Origin of the sequence: Shinella sp. HY16 (genome assembly GCF_028534175.1) — a bacterium.
GTDB lineage: Bacteria > Pseudomonadota > Alphaproteobacteria > Rhizobiales > Rhizobiaceae > Shinella.
The window spans coordinates 45,208-71,047 of record NZ_JAHYXL010000007.1 but is presented as its reverse complement, the minus strand read 5'-3'; the positions used below and the strand labels follow the sequence as shown (position 1 = coordinate 71,047).

25 protein-coding genes are annotated in these 25,840 nt (G+C 62.9%); 6 read left to right on the top strand and 19 right to left on the bottom strand.

Going from position 1 to position 25,840, the window contains the following annotated elements:
• Nucleotides 1–200: 200 nt before the first annotated feature.
• From K0P03_RS33060 to traA, 4 genes are read right to left on the bottom strand one after another with little or no spacing between them, the layout of a single operon-like run.
• Complete coding sequence (locus K0P03_RS33060) at nt 201–830, bottom strand: TraH family protein (protein ID WP_272791916.1); 630 nt, start codon at nt 828–830, stop codon at nt 201–203.
• A 13-nt stretch (nt 831–843) separates the two neighbouring features.
• The gene (locus K0P03_RS33055; protein WP_272791915.1) at nt 844–1,983 is read right to left on the bottom strand and encodes a conjugal transfer protein TraB; all 1,140 of its coding nucleotides are present in this window, start codon (nt 1,981–1,983) and stop codon (nt 844–846) included.
• A 28-nt stretch (nt 1,984–2,011) separates the two neighbouring features.
• The gene (traF, locus tag K0P03_RS33050) at nt 2,012–2,503 is read right to left on the bottom strand and encodes a conjugative transfer signal peptidase TraF (protein WP_272791914.1); all 492 of its coding nucleotides are present in this window, start codon (nt 2,501–2,503) and stop codon (nt 2,012–2,014) included.
• A 35-nt stretch (nt 2,504–2,538) separates the two neighbouring features.
• Nucleotides 2,539–5,841 (bottom strand): Ti-type conjugative transfer relaxase TraA, encoded by a 3,303-nt coding sequence (gene traA / locus K0P03_RS33045; RefSeq protein ID WP_272791913.1) that lies wholly within the window; start codon nt 5,839–5,841, stop codon nt 2,539–2,541.
• A gap of 245 nt (nt 5,842–6,086) precedes the next feature.
• Here traA and traC point away from each other — a divergent pair, with 245 nt between their 5' ends.
• From traC to K0P03_RS33020, 5 genes are all read left to right on the top strand, one after another.
• Nucleotides 6,087–6,383 (top strand): conjugal transfer protein TraC, encoded by a 297-nt coding sequence (gene traC, locus K0P03_RS33040; protein WP_272791912.1) that lies wholly within the window; start codon nt 6,087–6,089, stop codon nt 6,381–6,383.
• Nucleotides 6,384–6,387: 4 nt separating this feature from the next.
• Entirely contained in the window at nt 6,388–6,603 is a 216-nt protein-coding gene (gene traD, locus K0P03_RS33035; protein ID WP_272791911.1) for a type IV conjugative transfer system coupling protein TraD, read from the top strand.
• Entirely contained in the window at nt 6,600–8,534 is a 1,935-nt protein-coding gene (gene traG / locus K0P03_RS33030) for a Ti-type conjugative transfer system protein TraG (protein WP_272791910.1), read from the top strand. Before traD ends, traG begins: the two co-directional genes overlap by 4 nt.
• 236 nt (nt 8,535–8,770) lie before the next feature.
• A complete protein-coding gene (locus tag K0P03_RS33025; RefSeq protein WP_114048293.1) occupies nt 8,771–9,028 on the top strand; it encodes a WGR domain-containing protein in 258 nt (85 codons plus the stop codon).
• Between the two features lie 141 nt (nt 9,029–9,169).
• Nucleotides 9,170–9,448, top strand: coding sequence for an HU family DNA-binding protein (locus tag K0P03_RS33020; protein WP_272791909.1), 279 nt, complete (start codon nt 9,170–9,172; stop codon nt 9,446–9,448).
• A 41-nt stretch (nt 9,449–9,489) separates the two neighbouring features.
• Here K0P03_RS33020 and K0P03_RS33015 read toward each other — a convergent pair whose 3' ends face one another.
• The 6 genes from K0P03_RS33015 to K0P03_RS32985 all read right to left on the bottom strand — a co-directional run bounded on the left by K0P03_RS33015 (nt 9,490) and on the right by K0P03_RS32985 (nt 13,719).
• A complete protein-coding gene (locus K0P03_RS33015; RefSeq protein ID WP_272791908.1) occupies nt 9,490–9,660 on the bottom strand; it encodes a hypothetical protein in 171 nt (56 codons plus the stop codon).
• 307 nt (nt 9,661–9,967) lie between these two features.
• Nucleotides 9,968–10,285, bottom strand: coding sequence for a DUF736 domain-containing protein (locus tag K0P03_RS33010; RefSeq protein ID WP_210057624.1), 318 nt, complete (start codon nt 10,283–10,285; stop codon nt 9,968–9,970).
• 809 nt (nt 10,286–11,094) lie between these two features.
• On the bottom strand, nt 11,095–11,499 hold the full coding sequence (locus K0P03_RS33000) for a type II toxin-antitoxin system VapC family toxin (RefSeq protein WP_064334948.1): 405 nt from the start codon (nt 11,497–11,499) through the stop codon (nt 11,095–11,097).
• Complete coding sequence (locus K0P03_RS32995; protein ID WP_272791906.1) at nt 11,499–11,741, bottom strand: type II toxin-antitoxin system VapB family antitoxin; 243 nt, start codon at nt 11,739–11,741, stop codon at nt 11,499–11,501. The genes K0P03_RS33000 and K0P03_RS32995 overlap by 1 nt, the downstream gene beginning before the upstream one ends.
• Nucleotides 11,742–11,886: 145 nt before the next feature.
• Nucleotides 11,887–12,807: an ArdC family protein gene (locus K0P03_RS32990; protein WP_272791990.1), complete on the bottom strand. Its 921-nt coding sequence runs from the start codon at nt 12,805–12,807 to the stop codon at nt 11,887–11,889.
• A 324-nt stretch (nt 12,808–13,131) separates the two neighbouring features.
• Entirely contained in the window at nt 13,132–13,719 is a 588-nt protein-coding gene (locus K0P03_RS32985; protein WP_272791905.1) for a hypothetical protein, read from the bottom strand.
• Between the two features lie 525 nt (nt 13,720–14,244).
• On the opposite strand from K0P03_RS32985, the gene K0P03_RS32980 reads away from it, so the two are divergent.
• Nucleotides 14,245–14,550: an alkylphosphonate utilization protein gene (locus K0P03_RS32980; RefSeq protein WP_272791904.1), complete on the top strand. Its 306-nt coding sequence runs from the start codon at nt 14,245–14,247 to the stop codon at nt 14,548–14,550.
• Nucleotides 14,551–14,559: 9 nt separating this feature from the next.
• On the opposite strand, the gene K0P03_RS32975 is transcribed toward K0P03_RS32980, so the two are convergent.
• The 9 genes from K0P03_RS32975 to K0P03_RS32935 all read right to left on the bottom strand — a co-directional run bounded on the left by K0P03_RS32975 (nt 14,560) and on the right by K0P03_RS32935 (nt 25,837).
• Nucleotides 14,560–14,775 carry a hypothetical protein gene (locus K0P03_RS32975; protein ID WP_272791903.1) on the bottom strand — a complete coding sequence of 72 codons (216 nt, stop codon included), beginning with the start codon at nt 14,773–14,775 and terminating at the stop codon, nt 14,560–14,562.
• Entirely contained in the window at nt 14,772–15,146 is a 375-nt protein-coding gene (locus K0P03_RS32970; protein ID WP_272791902.1) for a hypothetical protein, read from the bottom strand. The genes K0P03_RS32975 and K0P03_RS32970 overlap by 4 nt, the downstream gene beginning before the upstream one ends.
• Nucleotides 15,143–16,030, bottom strand: coding sequence for a DUF7007 domain-containing protein (locus K0P03_RS32965; RefSeq protein ID WP_272791901.1), 888 nt, complete (start codon nt 16,028–16,030; stop codon nt 15,143–15,145). The genes K0P03_RS32970 and K0P03_RS32965 overlap by 4 nt, the downstream gene beginning before the upstream one ends.
• Nucleotides 16,027–16,500 (bottom strand): hypothetical protein, encoded by a 474-nt coding sequence (locus K0P03_RS32960; protein WP_272791900.1) that lies wholly within the window; start codon nt 16,498–16,500, stop codon nt 16,027–16,029. Before K0P03_RS32960 ends, K0P03_RS32965 begins: the two co-directional genes overlap by 4 nt.
• 99 nt (nt 16,501–16,599) lie before the next feature.
• Nucleotides 16,600–18,444: a ParB/RepB/Spo0J family partition protein gene (locus K0P03_RS32955; RefSeq protein WP_272791899.1), complete on the bottom strand. Its 1,845-nt coding sequence runs from the start codon at nt 18,442–18,444 to the stop codon at nt 16,600–16,602.
• 566 nt (nt 18,445–19,010) lie between these two features.
• The gene (locus K0P03_RS32950; protein WP_272791898.1) at nt 19,011–19,448 is read right to left on the bottom strand and encodes a hypothetical protein; all 438 of its coding nucleotides are present in this window, start codon (nt 19,446–19,448) and stop codon (nt 19,011–19,013) included.
• A 121-nt stretch (nt 19,449–19,569) separates the two neighbouring features.
• Nucleotides 19,570–24,726: a DEAD/DEAH box helicase family protein gene (locus tag K0P03_RS32945; protein WP_272791897.1), complete on the bottom strand. Its 5,157-nt coding sequence runs from the start codon at nt 24,724–24,726 to the stop codon at nt 19,570–19,572.
• 98 nt (nt 24,727–24,824) lie between these two features.
• Nucleotides 24,825–25,223 carry a DUF3085 domain-containing protein gene (locus K0P03_RS32940; RefSeq protein ID WP_272791896.1) on the bottom strand — a complete coding sequence of 133 codons (399 nt, stop codon included), beginning with the start codon at nt 25,221–25,223 and terminating at the stop codon, nt 24,825–24,827.
• 11 nt (nt 25,224–25,234) lie between these two features.
• The gene (locus K0P03_RS32935; RefSeq protein WP_272791895.1) at nt 25,235–25,837 is read right to left on the bottom strand and encodes a DUF1419 domain-containing protein; all 603 of its coding nucleotides are present in this window, start codon (nt 25,835–25,837) and stop codon (nt 25,235–25,237) included.
• Nucleotides 25,838–25,840 lie beyond the last annotated feature (3 nt).

Below are 25,840 nucleotides of genomic sequence, written 5' to 3'. Positions count from 1 at the left end.
TAAAATCATGTAGTCCTTTGCACTGCCGAGTGCAAGTTGTGTCGCTTGGCTAATGGCTGAAATCTAGAAACGAGAACCGAGTCTGGCCTGACCGCATGGTGACGCATCAGCTCATTTCATTTCAACCTTGCTGAACTAGGTCTGGTTCATGGCAAATAGCCAACCCCAAAGCTAGGTTTCACTTAGGCATTGCATCAATGTCATTTGGCACCGATTCCGGACAGATCGACACGAATACCCGCCTTGTTGGGATCGTCACTACGGGCCTCATCCTCGGAAGGCTCGCTCGCATCCGACCCGGCAGAATCTGCTGACTTCTTGATAGCGTCGCTCGTGGGCTCGTCCCTACCAGGTTCAGGGGCTTTCACCTCACCAGGGTCCGGCGCGCGGAATACGGCCATCCCCTCGAAATACCCCGTCTGCCAGGCGATGATCGCGTCGTCGAGCACTTGCGGAAGAACCTCTTTCTCACTGGGACTACCGTACCATTTCATGACTATCCGATAGACTTTGGCGAAGAGCGCGGTGCCCATGCGGATATTTTCACAAGGATCGACAAGGTCAGGTCTCAGCGCTCCGGCCTCCAGGATGCCGAGACCGGCTGGATATTGCGTGATGCCGACCCGAATGACGTTGCGCCCAATATGCTGGCGGACCAGTTCCATCGCCTCGTCCGGCGTTCCCGGCTTCGGCACCAGCACCACGCGGTTTCCGGATCGGACCGTGATCGCGAGCGGATCCTGCGACCCCGCCCGCTCAATGAACTGTTCGACAATCGCGGGTTTCAGGCCGGGATCGGCGCATTGTTTGATGAGGGCGGCATCGACCATCTGATTGTCTCCGTTATGTGTTGAAGGCCATGACGACGGGCAAGTCGAAGAGCTTAGCCCATGCGGCAACGCTCGCCTTCTGGATCGCGATGATCGAGGTGCCCCTGGTCCACCAGCCATTGCCGGTAGCGACGATGACGGCGGGTGAATGCAGCATCGATTGCAGCACCGGCCAGAGGATGAGTTGCTCATAGCAGATGAGCGGCGCGATCCTCGTTGCTCCAACCTCCGCGACCGGGTTCGCGAACAGGTGCGCCTGGGCGCCGCCGCCCTGCCCTGTCCAACGCAACCATGGCTGCCACATGGAAACCGGAACCGGCATGCGCTCCTTGTAGAGGATGCCAGCGGCGCCGGAACCAACCGCCACCATGACATTGTCGTAGCCTTGCGCATCGATGACGGCGGCGCCGGCGACGACCGTGACGTCGAGCCCGTTCAACCCCTCCCGCCAAAGGCGAGCGACCGTCGGCGTCCAGAAGCCGAGCGCGCTCTCCGGAAAGACGACAACGTGCGCGCCCTTACTTGCGGATATGCGCGCTGTGGCGATCAGGCCACGGTGATGCTCGAGCGACCCGTCCCGGCCAAGGCTTCGTCCCAATTCAAGGTCGACGCCCATCCATCCTTCCGGTAGCTTCGGCTCTGTCCACATTGCGGCGGACCAGAGCCAGAAGCCAGCGAGGCCAAGGACAGCTGCCGGCCGATATCTCATCACCATGACGAGCAGGCCGGCTGCAGTTGCGAGCAATCCCCACCATCCCCACCCGGGAAACAGTACCCCGGCTGCGGTCAGCGGATTCGCCCATCCAGTGATGCCGAAGGGCGGCAGCCCCGTCAGCACCGCCGCCGCCAGATAACGCACTGCCCTCGCCCTTCCCGGATGCCTTGTCCAGAGCGCCGCATGCACGGCGACGAAGGAGAGTGAGGCCGCTAGCCAAAGCAGAAGGCCGGGCCAGAGATCGGCGGCATAGAAGTTGGCGACGCCCAGCGGCAAACCACGCGAAGCGACCAGAAAATAGCCGGCCGACACGAGGGCCGCGACCACGCGCGACCGCGACATCGCCCAGAGCGCCGGGAAGAACATCGCGGTCGGAAGAGCGAGCACATTGCCGCTCCAGCCGAGTGAGCCGCAGACGACGGAGGCGACGATGAGCAACGCAGATCGCCAAAGGCCAGAAATGTGATCAAGGATCGAAGGTGAGGATCGGCCGGGCGACGCCGAGGAGGCCGCGGTCCGGAACCGGCCCAAAATATCGGGAATCATAGGAGCTCGCAAAAGAGGAATGGAGATAGAGATGTCCTGATGGCACGATGCCACCTGGATATGGCGTGATCGTCCTGCCCTCTCCGTCCGTCTTCCGGACGGCGGATGCGGCAAGGGAACCGCCGTCGATCGCGACGTGATCCGTAATTTCGACATGCTGTCCGGGAAGCGCGGCGACCGTCTTGATCAGCGGCGCAAACCCACCGGCGCACAAGCCCCGCCGGAGATATCCTCGCAGTCGCGCTTCCTCGAACGGCGCAGTCGGGGGCGAGCAGATGAAGACGAGATCTCCTGCCTCGACCGGACGATTGAGTTTCTCGATGCGCCAGAGCCCGAGCGGCTCGCTCGGCGTCAGGTTCAGCCGATAGCCACCGACGACCGCAGCCGTGATGAGGCCCGCGATAGCAACCATTGACGTGCTCAACAGCATGATCGCACGGCGCCGCTTCATTGCTTCACAACCGGAGTCCGGCGTTGCGCGAGACGCAATTCCTCGACCTGCCGCAGGGTCTCGGTCGTACGCTCATGGGCGGCGAGCTGCTGGGCCGTGCGCATGACCGGCCAGGCTTCCTTGAGACGTTCCTTCTCTTGGTGGGAGAGGCCTTCGGAGAGTTTGTCGAAGAGTTTGCCCGATGGCTCACGCGCAGCGTTGGTGAGCAAGGTGCGCTCGCCGAAGCGTTCGGTGACGGCCTTGTTGAACCCGTCGATCTCCAGCTTCGTCTCGCGGTTGCTCAGCGCATATGCAAGGGCGGCGGGAAGATCGTTGCGGTCGATCGCATCGCGCACGCGCTCGAGCACCGCGCGTGCATCAGGCGACAGGGCCGGGATGTCGATCGAGACGCGCTGGCGCAGCGCCTGTTCGTCAGCCGCCATGCGCTGTGTGGCGCTTTCGCGCATGTGGAGATAGCGTTCGAGGTCGCGCTTCAGGGCGGGCACATTGACCTCGGCGACGCGTCGCGCCTCGCGCTCCGTCTTGCTGGCAAGAATGTCGGTCTTGCCCCTGAGCGGACCGATCGACGCCGGCTCGGCCTCAAGCTTCTGAAGCACCTGTCGCGCCGCGTCTCTATCCGCCAGCACGGCGTCGAAATTCATTGCCCGGAAGGCGGTTTCGGGATCGGCGAAGACGTAAGCGAACCGGATCGAAACCTCCTCCCATTGCTTCTTCAAGGCCGGATCAGCGTCGAGCCTCTCGCTGACCGTTTCTGCGACGGGATTCTCGAACCGGGTGATGCCGGCGACCATGGGTTTCAACTCCTTGACTGATTGGGTTGCCGGCGATTGCCGCAAGCCAAGCCGTTCGCCGAGAGCGCGAAGGCGGTTGGTGAGATCGGCCAGCTTGCTTTTCTGCCGCAGTGTCCAGTCGAGCCGGTCGCGCAGCAATGTTCGCGCCACGTGAACGATGTGCAGGCCTCGGTTTTCGGCAAAGCGAAGCGCCTCGCGGTAAAGCGTGCCGCGCTCGTAATCGAGGGTTGCTTCCTTGGCATTCTTCCGGGAGAGAACCTTGCTCAGCCCGCCGTTCATCTCGAACGAGCGGCGCCCGAAATAGACCTGCAGATCCTCCCGATGGCGCGTCATCGCGACATAGGTAAGGTGGCGATCCAGAGAGAGTGAAGCCAGCACCTTCACCCTGTCGACGGTCGCGCCTTGGGCTTTGTGGATCGTGGTGGCGTAGCCGTGATCGAGGTTGCTGTAGATGTGGCTCTCGACCATCACTTGCCGACGCTGATCGCCCTCACCCACGGCGACGGTGATGCGGTTCGCCGCCGCCTCTACCACATGACCGATCATGCCATTCTTGACTGCGAGCGAGCCGTCGTTCTTCAGGAAGACGATCTGGTCGCCGGCGTCGAAACGGCGGGTGCCGTCGGCGGTTTTGAAGGTGTGGCCCTCTCCGACGATCCCGCGTTCGACCAACTTTTCGCGTGCCATGACATTGAGCATGCGCACATCGCGTCGAAGATGGGCGACGATCAGCGTCGTCTTCGTCTGATCATAGTCGTGGTTCCAGTCGGCGATCAGCCTCTCGACGGCTTCAGACTTCAGGCGCGCGCCGAGCACCCTGCCTGCACCCTGGTATGCGGCGAGGGCTTGGCCGACATTGCCGCGCGCAAGATCGAGCGACGCCTTGCGCATCCAGTCCTGGCGCTGGCGATAGATGGTTTCGAGTTCGGCGTAGCCGATGCGATCGACGATGGCGCGGAAGGCAGCACCCGCCTCGATCGGTTGAAGCTGTTCGGGATCCCCGATAAGCACGATCTTCGCACCTGCCTTGACCACGGCGTCGATGAACCCGCCCATCTGTTTTGAGGCAACCATGCCGGCCTCGTCCATGACGAAGATGGTCTTGTTGTTCAGAACGTCACGGCCGCGGTTCCACCGTAGCTCCCATGAGGCAAGCGTGCGGCTCTGGATCCCCGCTTCCTTTTCCAGACCTTCCGCTGCCTTGCCCGCAAGCGCACCGCCAACGACGCGATATCCGGCCATTTCCCACGCCTCGCGGGCAGCCTTCATCATCGTGGTCTTGCCAGCACCTGCGCGACCGACCACGGCTGCGATACGCGCTGAACCGGCGACATGCTGGATGGCAGTCCGCTGTTCATCCGACAGATGCGAATGACGGGCGAAGGTGGCCTCCAGCACCGTGGCCGAGACGTCATGCGACACCCTTGCCGCAAGCCAGATTGAGCGACGCGCCATCTCCGCCTCGAGCCGGATCAACTCGCGCGTCGTGTAACGGGCCGGCACTCTTTCCCCGGTCGCGAAGTCGATTGTGTCGGGCTGAAGCCGCAGCACCTCCGGGCTCTCGATGATCCGAGCCAGGAGCTGCTGGAACACGGTCGCATCGTCGACATAACGGTTCAAAAGCTTTGCAACATCTCGGGCGTTGAAGACGCTTTTCTCCCGCGTGATCAGATCGAGCACGATCCCAGGGTTTCGAAGAATGCGGCGGGTGTTTTCCGCGCGCCGCGCATCGTTCAGCTCGATCCGTTCCAACTCCGGCCGAACGCCCTGTCTCTCCGCCTTCCGCTCAATCGCCTTGGCGCCGACGCCCAGATGGATGGTCGGCTCCAGATCGATGCCCTGCTTCTCATAGGATCGGCCATCGACGCGCAGCGAGATCCCGTTCAGCGCCAGGTGATGATTGAGACGCTCGAACCAGGCGTCACGAAAAGCGTTGAAATCATCCGTCCCGCCGGCCCAGAGCTCGTAGACGATCTTGCCCGCCTTGTTTCGCAGCGGTTGCCCGTCTTCGCCTGTTACCGCGACCTTCTTCGTGCCGAAACCATCCTCGGTCAGCGGACGCAGGGTCGTCATCAGGTGGATATGCGGATTGCCGGGATTGTCGTGGTAGACCCAGTCCGCCACCATGCCCTTCGACAGGATGTGCCGCTCCACGAAATCCCGCACCAGAGCAATGTTCTGCTCTGCCGTCAGCTCCAGCGGCAAAGCAATGGTCAGGTCCTTGGCAAGCTGGGCATCGGAGCGCTTTTCGAAAGACTCGACCTTGTTCCAGAAGGTTTCCGAAGCACCGGCAATCGAACGATCGGCTGTCAGCAGCCGCACCCATTTCGGGGCATCCGCCGGGAGAGCAAACTCCTCGTGCAGAAGCCCTTCTTTCCGGGTGTAGTCGATGGTGCGGGCCTCCCGCTCGTACTCCATCCTGGCAGAATGCCGGTAGGCAGCCGACAGCACTGCACTGCGGCCGTCACCACGGCTGACAATGCTGACGGAGAAGTGGGCGATGGCCACGGAGGTGAGTCTCCTGGTTCGAACCTCGTTCGTCGGGAACTGGCCAGGCCGTTCAGGCCTCAACGCAAGGCGTCGCGCCAGCGACGTATAATTGCGCCCTTGGACCGCTCCTTCGGAACGGCGGGATCATCCTCCAAAGTGTCGGCCTTGCCGACGTGCAAATCTGCACATTTCCTTGAGCATGCATCCGGAGGAGTCTTGGCGTCGCGAATGCAACGCCAAGACAGCCAGGGAGTGCCACCGGAATGAAGAAACCGTCGTCGAAGATCAGGGAAGAAATCGCGAAGCTCCAGGATCAACTCAAAGCAGCCGAGACACGCGAGGCGGAGCGCATCGGCAGGATCGCGCTCAAAGCCGGTCTCGGCGAAATCGAGATCGACGAGGCCACACTTCAGGCGGCGTTCGAGGACATCGCCGGACGGTTTCGCGGAGGCAAGGGACAGACGACCGGAAAGAAGAATGCCGGCGACGGCAGGACCGGCGGGGAGACATCCGCGGCGGTCGCGCCTGGCGCGGATGCGGGCAGCGCTGGCGAGGCTTGAGCGCATGCGGCGAACGACATCGACCGATGCCCGCAAGAAAGACACGCGCGAAAAAATCGAGCTCGGCGGTCTGATCGTGAAGGCCGGCCTGCGCTACGAAAAAAGGGCGCTGCTGCTGGGGCTGCTGATCGATGCCGCGGGGCGCATCCGCGGCGACGAAGTCGAGCGCTCGCGGTTGACTGCAATCGGCGCCGAGGCGTTCGGTCGCGGTAATGAATGAATAGGCTCCTTCTCACAATCCTGCCAGCGGCATTCATGATCGCAGCCATGTTGGCGATATCAGGAATCGAGACCTGGCTATCGGGTTTCGGAGCATCGCCTCGGGCGAAGCTGTTGCTCGGACGGATCGGCCTCGCCCTGCCCTACGCGGCGGCGGCGGCGATCGGCGTCATTGCCCTGTTCGCGACGGCGGGCGCGGCAAACATCAAGGCAGCCGGTTTGAGCGTACTGGCAGGCGCTTCAATCGTCTGCATCGCGGCGATCGCACGCGAAGGGTGGCGGCTCTTTGCTCTTGCCGATCGGATGCCTCACGGCCAGTCGGTTTTCGCTTATACCGATCCGTCGGCGATGCTCGGGGCATTCGCAGCCGTCCTTACCGGGATCTTCGCGCTACGCGTCGCGATCAGGGGGAACGCCGCCTTTGCCAAAGCAACGCCGCGGCGGATCGCGGGGAAGCGAGCCGTGCACGGCGAGGCCGACTGGATGAAGATGGGAGACGCCGCCAGGCTGTTTCCCGATGCCGGCGGCATCGTGATCGGTGAACGCTACCGCGTCGACAAGGACAGCGTGGCGGCGATGCCGTTTCGCGCCGGTGAGACGCAGAGCTGGGGCGCCGGCGGGAAATCTCCGCTGTTGTGTTTCGACGGCTCGTTCGGTTCGTCGCACGGTATCGTCTTCGCCGGTTCGGGCGGCTTCAAGACGACATCCGTGACGATCCCGACCGCACTCAAATGGGGTGGCGGCCTCGTCGTGCTCGACCCATCGAGCGAAGTTGCACCGATGGTCGTCGATCACCGGCGCAAGGCGGGCCGAAACGTCATCGTGCTCGATCCTGCCACGCCCGCGATCGGCTTCAACGCGCTAGACTGGATCGGCCGCCACGGCAACACGAAGGAAGAGGACATCGTCGCGGTGGCGACGTGGATAATGACCGACAATGCGCGTGCCGCATCGGCCCGCGACGACTTCTTCCGCGCATCCGCCATGCAGCTCCTGACGGCGCTGATCGCCGACGTTTGTCTCTCCGGGCATACGGACGAGAAAGACCAGACGCTGCGCCGCGTCCGGGCCAATCTCTCGGAGCCGGAGCCGAAGCTGCGCGAACGCCTGACGCGGATCTACGAGCAGTCCGAGTCCGAATTCGTGAAGGAGAACGTTGCCGTCTTCGTCAACATGACGCCGGAGACGTTTTCCGGCGTCTACGCCAATGCCGTCAAGGAAACACACTGGCTCTCCTATCCGAACTATGCGGCGCTCGTGTCGGGCGACAGTTTCTCGACCGACGATCTCGCTGGAGGCGAAGCGGACCTGTTCATCGCGCTCGATCTGAAGGTGCTGGAAGCCCATCCGGGACTGGCACGCGTCGTCATCGGCTCGCTGCTGAACGCCATCTACAACCGGAATGGCGCGGTCAAGGGGCGCACGCTCTTCCTGCTCGACGAGGTCGCCCGCCTCGGCTATCTGCGCATCCTTGAAACGGCCCGCGACGCTGGCCGGAAATACGGCATCACGCTCACCATGATCTTCCAGTCGATCGGCCAGATGCGCGAGGCCTATGGCGGCCGTGACGCGACCAGCAAATGGTTCGAGTCCGCATCGTGGATCTCGTTCGCTGCGATCAATGATCCGGACACGGCCGACTACATCTCGAAGCGCTGCGGCGACACCACGGTCGAGGTCGACCAGACAAACCGCTCCACCGGCATGAAGGGTTCGTCGCGCTCGCGCTCAAAACAGCTCAGCCGCCGGCCGCTGATCATGCCGCACGAAGTCCTGCGCATGCGCAGCGACGAGCAGATCGTGTTCACGGCAGGCAATCCACCGCTCAGATGCGGTCGCGCGATCTGGTTCCGGCGCGAGGACATGAAAGCCTGTGTCGGGCAGAACAGGTTTCATCGTGAAGGGCAAAAAGGGAATGACAGCAGCGCCTGAACCCGCGCAACCAGGTGCCGGCGGCGAGCCGGTCCGCGAGAGGATCGAAACCCGCATGGGACGAAACCGCTTGGCGGGTTCGGTGCGCTTCAGCGCATAGAGCCGTGCGGCAAAGCCGCCTCGCCCACGCCCCTCTACCTCCGGAGGGGAAAACCATCAGCGAGATGAATCAATCACGCAGGATCGATTCATGGAAGTCGTTGGACGCTGCTTCAAAACGAAGCGAGAATCCAATCATGGAAAACGAGGGGACAGGCCAGATTCATCTTCACCGTATCGACGCGGCCCGGAACATGCGTCGCTTCTATACGCTTGCGATCCAGCCGACGCTGTTCGGCGGCGCCTCCGTCATCCGCAACTGGGGCCGGATCGGATCTAGCGGCCAGACGATGATGGAAACCTTCGACGGCCAAGAGGATGCAGACAGGGCGCTATCGCGCCTGGAGCGCACGAAACGAAAGCGGGGCTATCGCGACGCCCACCGCGCCAAATAACAGACCTTGAACAGCCCGAGCCTGCTTGTTTCCTGTGGTTTTCTCGCATCTGCCAACACTTCCAGCATTCGCGCCTCTATCGGCGCCGCGTCTTCATCGTCATAGCTGAAGGACAACCACCAGCAGAGGAGACTGTCCTTCATGACTACCACCAACGAAATCGCCGACAAGATCGCATTTGAGCAGAACCTGACCAAGACACAGGCCAAGGCCATCGTCGAAAGCGTGTTCAGCCAGATCGCAGAGGCGGCAAAGAGCGGCGCGGAAACTTCCATCCCATCCTTCGGCAAGTTCAAGATCAAGGACACGCCGGAACGCGAGGGCCGCAATCCCGCAACCGGTGCGACGATCAAGATCGCCGCTTCGAAGAAGCTGACGTTCACGCCCGGCAAGGCGGTCAAGGACGCACTGAACGGCTGAGGCGAGTGGGCTGCTGAGATCGGCAGCCCTATGGAAGTCTCCTAGAAAGGAGGCTCCCCGCTGATACGGCCGTCCTGTTCGGCCTCAACGGCCGCAAGCTCGGCCTGCGCCAGTTCCAGCTCCACCGCAATCTGGCAGCGCTCGCTCGCGTCCAGAACGGCCCTGAGCTCAGCTTTCAGTTCCTCGATTTGCATTTCGAGAGAAATCGTCATCGTCGTCTCCTTGACGCTTGTGAAAGACGACGCCGCGCGTCATCGCGGAGCGGAGGAGTCCAGGATCGCGGAACGCGACCGCCGGAGGCGGCGAGCGGGGGAGCCGAAATGCGCCAGCATTTTGGGGGTACCGCTCGTGCTGGACGCCTTCGGTCCGCCATGGCATTCTCGGACGAACTGAGCAGACCCCCCAGCTCTCCGGATGGCACCCGAAAGGCCGGAAGCGGGCTCGATGCCCGCGACCGGCTTCCTCAGGCGACATAAGAAGAAGAGCCCCGCCCGGTGGCGGAGCTCCTGGGCGTGGCGATCAAGCCTCCCGCTTCGGGCGGTTCCAGATGAGGGCGTATTCGCCTTCCTTCTCGCTCGGCCACAGGGCCGCGGTGATCGGGGCGTTGAAGCTCGGGTCGTCCAGCTTGACCGAGATATATTCCTCGCCGTCGTTGGAGACCGCCTTCCAGCCTGCGCCGACCTCGACACCGTTGCCGGCGGTGATACGGAAGTCCGGGGCGTCGCGCGAGACGCGCTCGATGGGGTTGAGGCGGACCCGCATGCTGACCGTGAGCGTGCGCACGTTGCCGATGATCGAGTTGTTGCCGTTGGTGGTGAATTCGCCGATGACTGCCATTGTCGTGATCCTTTCCGGTTTGCTCGAGCCGCGCCCACCGCGGCCTCGATGGCGGTGTAAGGACCGATGGCGATCGACGCCGCACCCCGGGGGGCCGGAACGTGAGTGGAGGACGGCCGGGAGCGGCTTTCTTGGTTACCGCGAGGAATGCGAACGCAGTTCGCAGGGGAAGAAAGTTGCGGACGGCCGTTGCGGGATGGCGATCGAGACGAAGTCGTCCTTCGGTCACACCAGATCCATCGAGGTCTGCGTGGGTGTGGCCCGCTTCAATCGAGCAAGGAACACCGATCATGGCCCGGAGTTCATCGGCGATCCCCGACGGCGACCGCGGTGATGGCACCGCTCTCTCACGATGGCTCCCGTCCGCACGGCTCGCCGTGTCCGTCGATCCCTCACCGACGCCCCATCCGCATCATGTCCATGACGAATGCGCTGGTCGGCGCCGATCTTATGGCGGCTCTTCCATCGCGCGCGTATCCTCGGACAAGCGGGCAACCCGGGTTTCACGGCACCTCCCTGGAGGGCGGTCGAGAGGAAGGAATGGGAGCGCTTCGAAACCAACAGGCTCGCGGCATGCCTATATCGACCACACCAGATCCGCCGTCGCGCGGCGGGGCTCGTTCCGCGTGCCTGCCGACTTCGCCCGCCCGATCAGAAGGGCCTACACGTGACGATCGCCGACACTGCACCGCGCCGTTAGACGTCGCTCGGCGAAATGAGCTTCGGCCCTCTCGTCGGGAGTGTCGGCCCGGGAATCTTCCAAGGCCTCCTGCACCTTCGCCCGAAACCAGCCATCATGGCCGGCCGCGTCAGGGTACGGTGTCGACGTCTGTCTGTCTGAACTCATCTGCCGTCGCCAGAATGGGTACGTTATAATATTTGGCGCATGCATAATGCAGGCAGTCACCGAGATTGAGGCCCCGGCGGCCCGCGCGATAGCGATGCGCGGCGGAAAGAGCGATCCGGGTAGTCGCGTCCGCAGGCGGGAGATCGCGGATTTCGATTCCGCGCTCATCGAGGAACTCGATGACGATCGGTTCTACCTCCGCCACGGCGAGGCCGAACTTGTCGGAGCGGGCAAGGCCGAGCACCGCTTCAAGCACGGCAACCGGGGATGTGAAGGCGACCTTCGCGGACGCGATCGCATTGGAGACACGCTCCGCTTCCGGCTCGTCGGAGAGGAGCGCTATGATGGCGCAGGCATCGACGAACATCAGCTTTCCCACAGTTCGTCGTAGGCTTCGTGCGGAAGCGGCTGTCTCTGAGCCTCATCGAGTTTGACGCCATGTTGTTCGCGGAGCCGGGCAGCGGTTTGCAGCGGCGTCTCCTCGTGACGGCGGCGTTCGATCGCCTCTTTCATGGCAATCACGATCGCATCAGTAATGCTGACGCCAGCCATATGCGCGAACTTGCGCGTGAGCGCGTCCGCTTCAGGATTGTTGACGTTGATCGGCATGGGTCACTCCATGTAGATAAATTCAAGAAATAATGTAGATCGGCTCGCCCATATCTGCAAGGTTTCTCCAACAGATGAATCGAAGCTCGCACGGCCGGATGAGGAAGGCCGGTCGCCCTCCCCATCGATGTTCGGAGCGTCACCATCAGGCAGCCTTCCGCTCCGCATTCGGCTGGAGGTCATGAAGATAGGCGACAGCGCGTTGCGCATGTGCGGCCGCCTGGAAGATTGCCCGGCGGTCACCGTCGAGCAGCTTCAACCACGAGGCCACATAGCTCGCGTGATCGGGCCGCGGCTCCAGCTCGGGCACGATTCCGAGATCGGCGCAGAGGAAACATGCCCCTATGTCGGCACAAAGCTCTTCGCGCGCGCGATCCGTGCGATCCTTGTGATAGCGGCTCAAATCCCGATTCAGCCGGTGGCTTGCGCCGACCCAGTGGGTGACCTCATGTCCGAGGACGGCGTAATAACTGTCGGCATCCCGGAACGTCTCGAAACCCGGCATCTGAATGCTATCGCTGGATGGCTGATAGAAGGCCTGTGACCCACCATGCCGGATCACCGCGCCCGTGTTGGCGAAAAAGCGGTCCGCGTACTCGATGCGCCCGAGCGGCTCTGCGCCCGGTTCCGGGCGGTGATAGTAGTGATCCGGAAGCCCCTCGATTTGATCACAATTGAACACCGTGTACGCCTTGAGGAACGGTATGTCGCGCTCGACTTCACCGCCGCCGGCATCCTTCTCGGTCTTCGTGAAGCGGCTGGCGTAGACGACGGTCGCGCCGCTCTCGCCCTTGCGAACATGGGCGCCGAGTTCGTTCGCCTGGCGCAGCGTCATCCAAGTCGCCGACATGAACCCGCTGGCGATACTCTCGGACCAGAGCAGGAGGACATTCAGCCCCGTATATGGCTGGCCGTTATGGCGCAGCGGCCGGGTGATCCGGCCGGACATGTTGCCGGCACTCCAGGGCTGCACCCACGGGCGCACGCCCTTCTCCAGATCGGCAACAATGCGCTCCGTGATCCGCGCATAGATGTCAATCCTCGCGCTTGCTGATTTCCTGCTCATCCTTCTGACCTCCGTGTGAGGCCGCGCCCATCGCGGCCCCGTCGCGGAGGGTCGATGGCAGGAGCGGTCGGGCGGCATGCGCACCGGAACGGCCGGAACGAAGAGAAGGACGGCGTAGCCGTTGCGCCTGCCGCCGGCTCCTGCAGGACCGACAGAAGGGACGGGCCGCGATGGCGCCTGTCTCTCGCCCCGATTTCTTTCTCTCGCTCACCTCTCCTGATGCGACTTCGCCGCGACGTCGAAACGCGAAAAGCCGCCCCCCGTGAGGAGACGGCTTCTTCCTGGATACGATGAAGGCGGAGCCGAAGCTCCGCCAGGTCGGCCTCAATCGAAGGCCGACATCTGCGCCGCGGCCGCCTTGCGGTCGAGGGACTGGCCCGGATTGTCGACAGGCCGGTCGAAGGGCTTCCATGCTTCGCCAACGATCTGCTCGTAGGCGGCGACGGCACTTTCGGCGGCCATCCGCAGCGCGTGCGCCTGAACGCCCATGTCGGCCGCGAACTCGCGCTTGCGCTGGGCGGCGCTGTCATAGCCGACGGGACCGTCGAGATCCTCGTCGCGCGCATCGGCGACACCCTTAGCGGTGGCGTCACGCGCCTCGCTGACGGCGCGGGAGTAGAACTGGCCCGCGCCATGAGCGGATCCGACATACGCTCCAACGATGCGCTGCAGATGGATCTGCATCGCCCGTTCGCTTAAGCCCTCGGAGAGTCCTGTGGCGGTTTCGATGATCAGGCGCTCGTGCATGTCGCGGATGCCGTCGCTGTCGAGAATGGCGGTCCCGAAGCTCTCGGCGATCCGGAGCGCCTGCGCTTCATCGGGGCATGTGAGGCGGACCATTTCGATGGTGGCGCCCTTGCGGAGCTGGACGACTCGGGCGGATTGGCGGGACTGGGTTGCGGACTTTGTCATGGTGGTTTCCTTCTCGGTTTCCCCGAAGCGGTTCGGCCCCCTTGGCCGATCTGCCCTTCGGTGCGGTCAAGAGGAGCCGGCGCAAGCCGGGCGTTTCAGGGTCCGGGCAGGCCAGATCGAGCGGAGCCGGTGCGCGAGCAAGCGGGTCTTTGAGACCTGCGAGGCCCGCGTTCCTGCTCTGCGACAAGCGGCATGACCGGCCGCCCCGCGGCGCGACAGCGGCCTTGAAACGACCGGCAGCCGGTTCAGACCGCAACGAAACCGAAGGGCGGAACGGCCAAGGGATCGACATCGGATGCCAGAGCCGAAGAGGAAACAAGGCAAGGCGCGCCAAAACCAATTCCCATCTGCCGGAAGAGCTTCGCTCACCAGGACCGGAATGCTTTGACGGCCCTCCTGATGTCCGCTGGTCTGCGAGGCGCCCTCGATGGGAAAGCGGCGGTTTGCTCTCGGCGGCTTTCCGCGATAGATGCGCTCCTGACATGCGGGACCCTTGCAAGGTCTCCCAGGGAAGGGGCACGACAGATGAGCGACCAGAGCAACGACGATTACGTCTATGACGAAGCAACCGGGGAATGGCAGCCGGCCTCCGAACTTGCCGCGGAGAAGGCGAAGACAGCCGAAGTCCGGGATGCCTCCGGCAATATTCTAGCCGACGGCGACTCCGTAGTGCTGATCAAGGATCTGAAGGTCAAAGGCGCCGGCCAGACACTGAAGCAGGGCACCGTCATCAGGTCGATCCGGCTCACCGATAATCCGGAAGAGATCGATTGCCGCCACGACGCGATCAAGGGGCTGGTCCTGCGCACGGAATTCGTGCGCAAGCGCTGACGGGATGCGCTACCGTTTGGGCAAGCGGTAACGATCAAGCCAGGTGGGGCCGTGCGTGTTGCGAAGTCGGCGTAATATCCCGACATCGTCATGGGGCGCTTCGCCCATCCAGGCGTTGTTCAGGATGCGCTTCCACGAACGCCCGTGTCTGGCGGCATAATGCTGAAGGGCATTCACCTCTTCCTCGGTCAGAGGTGGAAGGGGCTCGGCGTCGAAGCGCCTCATGGCGCGCTCCTCTCACGACGGTGATGACGGCATCCTCGTTCCGGACCCCGAGCGGAAGCATTAAATTCCGGTCGCGCCTGGAAAGCGGCGATGGCCGCCTCCTGGCGCGCGAGCTTGCGAGCAAGAGCATCGATCTCCGGCTGCCGTTCCGCGGTGATCGCCGCCAGACTGGAGCGATAGCGGGCGAGGAAGGCTTCCGGCGCGGGCGGTTTACCCCGCCGGTATCCGCTTCGGCGCCGCCCGAGCGACGGGATGAGAGCCGTCATCTTGGCGGTAATCTGCCGGTCGATCATGTCGAGCTGGCGTTGAGTCTGGCGGCGGGCCTCTTCCATCCGGAAAAGCAACTCCTGACGTTCCGGGGACCGGGTCATGACGTCTCCCTCCCCTGCCAGACGACAAAGCTCGATGGCCCGTCATAGGACCGATGACGATCGACATCGATGACGAAACCGAAGCGGCCCGGCTCGTATTCACTAGATGGCACGAGAAACCGTCGTTCCCCGGCATTGTGCTCCCGCTTCCCGCCACGCGTGGCGATCACTTCGATCATGCCGGGATGATGATCGGAGCGAAGGGCGGAGATGACGATCCAGTCACCGGCATGGGCCGCCTCGAAAGCGCGACGGTCCTTCACATGGGACTCCCCCGGCGCAAGGGTCGTGACGAAGATCGTTTCCCAGGCGTCGGGCCACCATTCCTTGATGGACCGTTCCGCGCACCGGCGTTCGAACGCGGTGAACAGATGGGGGAAGGTGATCGCGACGATCGCCCAGGCGGAGTCCTCCTCATAGAAGCCGTCTTTCGACCGCAGCAGCGGGTGAACCTTTCGGTTGCGCTCGGCCGAGAGCTTGAAGCCGCCGTGCCCGGCGGTGGAATGGCACTCGATACCCTGCGCATAGACGGTCGTGCGCTGCGGCATTCCCCAGGGCGTATGGACACGGGTGAAGATCTCGCAGCGGCCAAGTGCCTGCCGTTCGCGCTGATGTTCGGCGTTCTCGATCACGCGTGCACGAAACGCCGCCTCGTCGGCGAGTTCGCCGGAATGGCCGTAGAAGTCGGATCGCCGCCACTCGGCAAGCGGCCGGGCGATCTTACCACCGAGGCCAAGATAGTGCCGCCCATTACGGCCGGGCACCATCGCGAACGCCGTATCGGCGACACGGGCGACCGGAAAGCCATCGGCGGATCGCCCAAAAGAGACCTCCGGATATCCGGAGGTGTCATTGGCTTCGGTCATGACAGGGCTGGTGTTCATGCTGCCGCCCTCCCTTCCACGACGTCGGCAGCGACCTCGTCCGCAGTGACGACCTCCAGCACGGCATGAGGATAGCCGTGTCGGGACAGCCATTCCTCTGCGGCTCGGCGGTTCGCTGCGAGATGGACGAGCTCGGCATTGTCGCCGGCGCGATCGAACACGCGGCAACTGCCGATGGCAGGGCGTTCTGCAATCGTGAACGTCAGACGGGTCTCCAGCGAGAAAGTCCAATGAACGCGGATTGTGATGACGCAAGCAGCACCTTGGTCGTCTTCATGAAGCGTGAAGCTCGCGGGCAGGATGCTGCTGCCTGAGCCAAGTTCTCCCTGTTTGCGGATCAGGCGGCCGCTGCTGTTATTGCTCTGCCATGCAGACAGCTTCCTGCGATGGCGTTCGGGTGGCCGCGGCGCGCCGTCCGACCAGGCGATGATCGAGCCGATGGGTGCCATGAATGCGATATGCGCGGACATGCAAGTTCTCCCTAAGTTTCGAGGGTTGCGCAAACGAAACCGCCGCCGATGGAGATCACCGGCGGCGGAACATCATTCGGAAGGAAGTGAGGCGTGCGGCTATTCCGCCGCGATGCAATAGGCCTCCTGCTCATCGTCGAGATCGGTTGCATCAGGAGCATCGTCTGACGTGTCGAGCAGATCGGCTTGACCCTCGAACGGATCGAGAGCTTCACCTTCATCTACGACGCTCCCATCAATCGGAGCGCCTTCGCCTGGATCCGTCTCCGCATCGACCGCGGCGCCCTCAACGGGCTCGCCGTCGAGGCCATCCTCTGCGGCGTCAACCTGGGCTTCATCATCGTCAAGAGTATCGGCTTGGCTGATCAGATCGGCGACATCATTCGAATCGGGCGCGAAGAGCGCCGACGAATGGACGAAATGGCCTTCCTTGAAGTGTTCGACCAAAGCCGCACGGGTTTCGCGCACCTTTGGACGCGGCAGGACATTGACCTCCTTCGCTGCCGATTCCAGCGCCTGCCGCGACAGGCACAACAGGAAGTCTTCCGAGCCCATGTTCGTGAGATACCCGTCGGCGCCGATGGCATCGCCGGCGATGCGGGAAACGACACCGCTGTTCGAGATGCCGCGGCGGCAGGACAGGACGTCGATCAGCATGGAGCGGGCGGCGACGCGCACCGTCTCCATATCGAAGGAAAGCTTGCCGTCCCCGGAGAAGAGGCGGGCGGCATGGCGCCGGAAACGCTTCGGTCCGAACACGGTGTCGTTGGAGCCAGAGTCGACGCGGACATTCTGGCCGGCAAGTGAGAGAACGAGCAAGGCCATGAGCATGTCGTCCTCGATCGGCGCGCGGCCGAGCGCCTCATGCAGGGCGTCGGTGCGGAAATCGCCGATCATGTCATGGCCCTTCTGGGTGACGTCAGGGCGCGGCTTCGGCGTATCGATGATCCTGCCGTCATGGAGAACATCGCCCTGCCCGCCTGTCGCGGAGACGCCGCCCTTGCCTTTCGTTTTGCTGTCCTCCGGCATGCGGAAGGCAACCGACTGCACCTTGCCGTCGCGATCGAGATACATGGCCACATGGTCGGACTTCGACGGCTTGCCGTAGACGCGTTCCGCCTTCTTCGGCAGTTCCGGTTGACCCCAGCTGTTGACCTCGACGATCGCGCCCTTCTTCGGAAGGTTATTGGTCATCCATTCCTGCTGGGCGCCGAGGAAAGCCTCGACATTGGTGGTATAGCGCGTGTCTTCGTCGGCCGGCGAAAACAGGTCCTCGACCCACTCGATGCCGTAGGCCGCGGCGAGATCGTCACCGAAGCTTGCATCCTTCGCATACATGCGGGTTTTCGAGAGCGCACGGGAGATATTGTACCAGTCCGCCCGCTCGTTCTTCTTCGGCTTGTGCGCCTTCCACACCTCTTTCTGTTCGTCGAGCGCCGCGGCGGCGACGGTGCGGAGCTGCTGCTCGTTGGGCATGTCGCCGAGCGCCATGTGGTCGAGCATGGCCGGCAGCACGTTGGCGAGTAGCCTGAGTTTCCTGATCTGGCGAACCGGCAGGGCGAGCGCAACGCCGATCCCCTCCTCCGTCCAGCCCAGCGCAACGAGCCGTTCTATGCCGCGCCACTGGTCCACCCCGTTGAGAGGTTCTCTCGCGATGTTCTCGACCATCGAGCGCATGGCACCGTTATCGTTGGCCGCCTCGCGGACGATCACCTCGATTTCCTCGAGGCCGGCGGCGATCGCCTGTCGGACGCGGCGATGACCGGCCTGGATGATATAGCCGTTCCCACCATCCGTCTGCGGCGACACGATCGGCGGCTGGATGATGCCGACCGCCTTCACCGTCGCCAGAAGCAGTGCGTCAGCCTGCGGCGACGATTTGGAACGGCGCGCGTCGTCGGGATTGTCCTTCAGCGCGCGGGGATCGAGTTTGAGGATCTGCATGGGATTTGCTCCTTCCGGGGTTTCGGAACCGGCACATCGCCGGCTCTTGTCCGCCTTCAGTTCTTTCCGAAGACATTTCCCGGACCGCAGGGCGGGCAGACCGGCGCAACTGCGCCCGAGCGGCCCTGCCGGTCAGGGCGAGCGGGGCGAAGCCTTGCGAGAACGACCGGCAGGGTTGCGGAGGGGGCGGTTGAGCGCCAGCGGCGACGGGTCGACCGCTCTGCGAAAGGGTTTTCTCCTTGCTTTCCTCCTCTTACTTTTTCAGACGGGTGAGGGAAACGCGAGGCAGCACACACAATCGAAGGCGCCTGCAGGTTCTGCCTGGCCCATGGTGTAGGGATTTATCCCCTCTCGGATTCGTCGTTGATATCCGTCTCCATGCCGGGCATGGTGGCCGATAAAGAGCGGACATCCTTAGCTGTGACCGTGCTGTCCTTGCGCTCCACCACATACTGAAGGCGCAAAGCCGGGCTGAATTACCGGGCAGGCGGGATCGGCTATATTGCTCAGGTGCAGGAAGACGTCGGAACCACTTGACCTTGCCTGTCTGCGTATGCGTATCACTGCTAGTGGGGTTTTATCAGCGATTGTTTCGCAGCCCATGTTTCATATTCCCGGAGGAGGTCCTCGACTACCGACCACTGCGGATATTTGCTCCGCAAGAGTTCATCGTGCTGGTCCAAGCACGGTGACTCTCGCATAGCACTTTGCCGGAAAGGCTCGAGGGCGCTGTGGCGCATCAAGGCCAGGCATTCAGGCGACGACAGATCGCGTGGCAGGTGTTCCAGCAAGCCGCTGACGATGATCACCCAATTGTTGACGACAAACGGACGACCAGCTTCCTCCACCTGAGCTGTGATCTCCTCCAACATCGACAGCAGCGCGACAAACCGCACGGGCCAGGTTTCGGCAAGGAATTGCGGCGCCATCATCTCGATCGTCCCGCGAATTTCCTCGGGTAGTGCGTCGCAGAAGCCGAGTTTCGAATATTCTATCCGCGCCATTGACTGATCTTGGCATCCTTGACAGCAGATTTCCGCTCTCCGTTGAGGCGCTCCTGCGTTGCCCATCCTTATCCTTCGAGAGCGAGACAGGGCAAGGTCAGAAGCGACGTCAGAAACGGGGCTAAGCAGCAATTTCCTCGGCCTCGGCATCACCGCGCGCAGACTTCGCCAGCGCCTCCTCGACCTCACGCAACTTCTGGCGCTTCTCAGCCAGTTCGTCGGCAAAGGCGAAGGTGCCACCCTGACGCGACTGGTAGGAGGAAAGCCGCCGCTGGTACTCATCCAACCTCAGGCGATAACGTTCCCGCTCCTCTTCGAACCCGCCGAGTGCATGCTCGAGGCGGGAGATGGCCCCAAGCGGCGTGACGGTCACCGGCAGATCGATCTCATAATCCGCGCCGGTGCGCTGAAGCAGGGTCTGGTAGTGGTAGTTGTCACCCCGGCCGAAGCGCTCGCCTTCATAGGTGAGATCAAAGCCGCCGATCGACGCGATGTGAACCTCGCCCTCTTGGCCGAGCTGGACGAGGGTGAGGATCTCCTTCATCAACGCCCGACCGGCATCCTTCCGCTCCGTGTATGGCTTGCCCATCACGGTCATGGTGAAGGCATCGCCGGAGGTCGGAACCAGCCGTTCGATGTCCTGGCCGATTTCGCCGATACGGCGGTTTGCCGTCTCGATTTCACGCTCGGCATCGCGAAGCTGCCGGCGCACGGCGAACAGGTCGTCGTCATGGGCGGCGCGCAGGCGCTCAAGCCGGGCAATATCGGCTTCCAGGCCCGCTTTCTGCATCAGGCGCTCATCACCACTGGCAATCGCCTTGGCCATGGCGAACTGGTTGGCCTGACCTTCGTTCAGATCCTCCAGCCGGCGGATGGAAGTATCGCCGGACAGTGCCGCGGCGATAAACCGAGCCTTGCGCTCGTTCTGCTGCCACATCGTTGCGTCGACGCTTCCCTGCGTGGCATAGGCGAAGATATCGACTTCGTCATGCTGATTGCCCTGGCGCACGATACGGCCCTCCCGCTGTTCGATCTGCGACGGCAGCCACGGCACATCGAGATGATGCAGGGCCTTCAGGCGAAGCTGGGCGTTGACGCCGGTGCCCATCGTTTCGGAACTGCCGATCAGGAAGCGAACCTTGCCGGCGCGGACGTCGCCGAACAGGCGCTGCTTCGCTTCGGTCTTCTTGTAATCCTGCATGAAGGCGATTTCCGATGTCGGCACGCCCATGCGGATGAGCTCGTCGCGGATCCAGCGGTAGGCTGAGAAGCCGCGGGTCTTCTCGACATTGGTCGTCCCGAGATCGGAGAAGATCATCTGCGCCGCACCGGGCAGCTCGTAGACTTTGCCGTCCGGGCGGCGATAGCTGTTCTCCGAAGTTTCCCTCCAGATACGGAAAGCGTTACGGACCAGCAGATTGAGCTTGTTCTCCGGCTCGTCATCTATTGCCGGCATGACCAGGCGGAGATCGATCGCGGCATGGCGGCCATCGGTGATAACGGACAGCAGGATGTCGTCACCGGGCTGCGCCGGCCCCTCGCGCATCTCGATCGCCTTGATGCGGGTTTCGAGGATCTGCTGGTAGGCTTTGAAGGCAGGCGTTGGCGCAGCGGTCAGGATTTGCCGCTTGCCCGTCGCGATCTCCGGCACCCTGACGTGCGCTTTAAGATCCTCCGGCATCACAACGTCGGCGAAGGCCCGAAACATAGCAATCAGTTCGGGGACGTTGACGAAACTGGCGAAGCGGCTGACCGGCTTGTATTTGCCGGATGGCTGAAGCTCCAGTTCGGTGCGTTCATCCCCGAAGTTCGAGGCCCAGGCGTCGAATTCGTGCAGGCCGCGCTCGCGCAACGCCTCGTAGCCGAGCAGGCGCTGGATCGAGAACATTTCTCCGAGCGTGTTGGTGATCGGGGTGCCGGAGGCAAGCACGAGCGCCCGGCCCGGATTCTTCGTCTCGATGTAACGGGATTTCACATAAAGGTCCCAAGCTTTCTGCGACCCGTTCGGATCGACCCCCTTGAGCGTCGACATATTGGTGGCGAAGGAGAGTTTTCTGAATTCCTGCGCTTCGTCGACAACGATCTGGTCGATGCCGATTTCGGAGATGGTCAGCAGATCGTCCTTACGGGTGGAAAGCGCCTCCAGCCGCTCCTGCAAGCCCTCCTTCAGCCGCTCGAGCCGCTTGCGGGAGACCCGGTCCTCGTCATCAACTTTGGTCAGCAGGTCCTCGTAGAGCTGCAGCTCGTCGTGGATCATCTGTTGTTCGAAGGCGGATGGCACGCCGATGAACCTGAACGCGGAGTGCGTGATGATGATCGCATCCCAGACCGCCGTCGCGGCTCGCGACAGGAAACGCTGACGCTTGTCTTTGGTGAAGTTGGTCTCATCAGCGACGAGAATGTTCGCTGAGGGATAGAGCGCCAGAAACTCGCGCGCCGCCTGTGCGAGGCAGTGGCCGGGAACGACCAGCATCGCCTTGGCGATCAGGCCCAACCTCCGCTGCTCCATGATGGCGGCTGCCATCGTCATCGTCTTGCCGGCGCCAACAGCATGGGCAAGATAGGTGGAGCCGGAGGAGATGATCCTCCATATGCCGCGTTTCTGGTGCCCATAAAGAACGAAGGCGCCAGAGGCGCCGGGTAAATTCAGATGGGAGCCGTCGAATTTGCGCGGCGCTATGTTGTTGAAGCGGTCGTTATAGACCCGCGCCAGCCGGTCGGTGCGATCAGGGTCGGTCCAAACCCAGGTCTGGAAGGCATCCTTCATCCGCTGGAGCTTGTCGCGCGCCGCTTCGGTATCGATGACATTCAGCACCCGCCGCTCGCCATCGGCGTCCTTGATGGTGTCGAAGATCTGCGGCACGCGTGAATTCAGCGCATCGGCAAGCAGTTCGCCGGCATGGCGGCGGCTCGTGCCCCATTCCGAGGTGCCGGCGGCGCTATAACCAAGTTGCCGAGCCTCGACCGTCCATGATCCCAGTTCCGGCAGATGATGAATGCGGATATCCGCCCCCATCATCTCGTACACGAAGGCGACGACATCGGACGCCGGGATCCACGGCGCTCCGAGGCGTGCGGTAATATCCGACGGACGTAGATCGGCCGGCTGGACTTCCTGTAGCGCCCGGACATTACGCAGATAAGCGGTATCGAGCGCAGCGGCGGCTTCAGCGGCCGCAAACTTGGTGCGGACCGGGCCGGAAAGATAGGCGTCGGAGGTCCGCCACGACCCATCCGAGGGATCGCGGAAGATGGCGTCGCCGAGGTCGGCGATGACCGCATCGGGGTCACGATGCAGGAGTTCGGCGATATGGTCGACGTCGACGCGGCCGCGCTCGTTGAGCACCACGGCGAGCGCATCAGCCGCGGACGTAATCACCGGGGTGGCCGGAGGTGAGACCACCCGTTCGGAGAAAATGGGACCCGGTCTGGCCGTATCGGTTTCGAGGTCGTAATCCTCGATGGAGGCCACCAGCCAGCAATCGGGATCGTCACGGAAAGGCTGAAGGTTCGGTTGCCGATGTGTCTCGCGAACCTCGCCGGTTTCCTCATCTTCAGAGATCGATACGGTAGTGTGGTTGATCGGTCCGAAATCACGGACGAACGAGGACCAGGCGATGCGCAGGCGCACCTGAAGATCCTTCCACGGGCGATCCTGTTCCTGAGCCTTCAGCACCTCCCGCAGAGCATCCCGGACCGGGATCAGCTTTTGGATGATGCGGACATGCTTTCCGGACAGGCATTCGCCTGGCTGCCTCTCGGCAGACCGCCCCTTGCGAACCTTGATCGGAACCGGAGAGCCCTCGACCATCTGCATCAGGCCGTGCCTGGCATCGATGAAGAAGCTGCCCTCGCGAACTTGTCTCTTTCCGGGGCGAAGATCGACGATCTCCCCGAGCTCGTCCTCCAGGTCGATGTCGATTGCTGACGGCTCGCCGTCGTAGCGATCTTCCGGAAGAAGAGAGATGGCAGCATTCAGCGCCACTTCGAGATCGACGCCGGCGCGACCACGGCACGTATAGGTCTCCCCGAACGCACCCGACGTCAGGGCGTGGTCGCCAAGCACGAAATCAGGATGCCGTGCGAACCAGCGATTGATGCGAATAGCGCCTTCGTCTTCTGTTGCCGGGCGGACTTCATCCACGTCGAGCCAGGTCTGGTCGCCCTCAGGTTCTCCAGCCTTGCGCCTGCGGAAGAACAGGATGTCGACGACGACGTCCGTGCCGGCATCGCGGCGGAAGCTGCCTTCGGGCAGACGAATGGCCGCAACCAGGTCGGCCGATCTGGCGATATGCTCGCGGGCTGTCGCATCAACCTTGTCCATCGTGCCGGAACTGGTGACGAAGGCCGCGAAGGCGCCGGGCTTCAAGAGATCGATGGACCTCGCGATGAAGTAGTCGTGCAGTCTGAGACCAAGTGACCGATAGTGCCGGTCCGAACGCACGATGCGATCGGAAAACGGTGGATTGCCAATGGCGAGATCGTAGATCGGCGAGAGATCGGCGCGCGCGAAATCCCCTTCGATAATCCGGGCTTTCGGCTGCAGGAGCTTTACGATTCGCACAGTCACCGGATCGAGTTCGACACCGGTTACATAAGTGTTGTCGCGATACGCCCTCGGCATCAGCGCCGGAAACAGGCCCGTTCCGATGCCCGGCTCCAGTACGCGACCGCCGCGCCAGCCCATGCGCTGCAATCCCGCCCAGATCGCGCGGACGATGAACTCCGGCGTGAAATGCGCATACTGCGTGCAACGCGACAGGCTGGAATAGTCGCTCTCCGAGACGGCACTTTCGAGCGACGAGCCGAGATCGTCCCACCCATCCCGGAAACTCACCTCGCCCGGACGGCGGAACATGCCGTTCGCCAGCTCGGAGGCGCCGAAGCCGGTGAAACGGATCAGCCGCTGCTGATGCTCGCGCGTGACGGGGACCTTGTTCCGCTCGATCTCATTGGCGATCAGGATTGCCGCCACGCTCAATCGCGCACGTTCCTTCCACGACGCAGCAAGGCCGCGATCCTCCCCATCATCGAGGTAGAAGTTCGTGTGCTCCCCTTGCCGGCGTGGTGCTGAGCGCAGGGGCGGCGCGATCGGCAGCGCCGGTGCGGGCGCAGGCGGCGTCGGATCGGGATCGTCGTCATTCGCAGGTTCGGGGGCCGCCTCGCGCGCGAGACCACCGAAGGCCGTCACGCCCAGGCCGAGCCCTGACGACAGGGCTGTATTCCCGAACATGTCGAGGGTGCCAGACGGATCAAGCGAAAAAGGATCGTTGGACATGAAAATGCTCTCCTTGAAAAAGGGGCGAGCGCCATCGTTCCGCTGGAGGTGAGCCTCCGGGCGGGGCGGTCGCGAAGTTGTTGGAAGGGTGCGCCGCGTCAGCGGCGGATCACGCTGATGGATATGGACGTGTCGTCCATCACGATCCGCAGATGCGTCGCGTCGGGCTGAGCCGCGACGAGCTGTTCGAGTTCTACCGCGTCGATGAATTCGACACCGTCATCGCCCCCGAAATATCGGCGCTTGTAGTGCCAGTAATCCGGATTGCTCTTCGGATCGCATTCCTCGGCATAGATGACGAGCGGACGCTGTCCCTCGGCGAGTTTTCCGTTCGAGAGAAGGTAGACGCCCTCGTCACCGACCAGCCATACGCCGGCTCTGGCCTCCGCTTCAGGGGATATTCCCTGATACGGAATCCGAAAGCCGCCGTTTGCGGCCGCGTCGGCACGGCCACGCGCCAGAACGGCGCAAATGTGCGTGAGTGAGAAAGTGAACATGCCGCCCTCCGTCACGCCGCGAGCGCGTCGGGCAGGTAACGCAGATGTACCGGCAGCTTCGCCGCGATCTCCACGTCCGTCAGGTCTTCCAGCAGCTTGCATGTGGTGCCGCCTGGTCTGGCGAAGAACATCACCGTGCGTTTGCCACGATCAGCCTCCGGCCAACGCTCGCCGGCATAGCCACGATAGTCGTCAGCGGTGCTGCTCCAGATATGTTCGAGACGCTCCTCGCGCGTCATCGCCCGAACAGGACGGGATTCACGCTCGATGATGGCGGTGCGCATGCGCTCGGGCGAACCCTTGTCGATCAGGTCGCAATAACCGTGGAAGTGCCGGATACGCCCGTCGATCGACAGCGTGAAAAAGATGCTGGTGATCGAGCCGGTGAGGAATTCGCGCATGGCGAACATCTCACCCCGCATCCAGAGGGGCGGCAGGATCTCGAACATGTAATCGTGGCAAGCCTCCCCGATCTCGAACCATTCGCCGCGATAAAGCGCACTGTCGTCGCACTCCCATCGGTTCGGGCGCTGCGCATGACGGTCGAACATGCGGAACATCTGGCGGCGATCGGCGATGCCCTGATAGACTTTACGGATGGGAGAGAGGTTCATGAG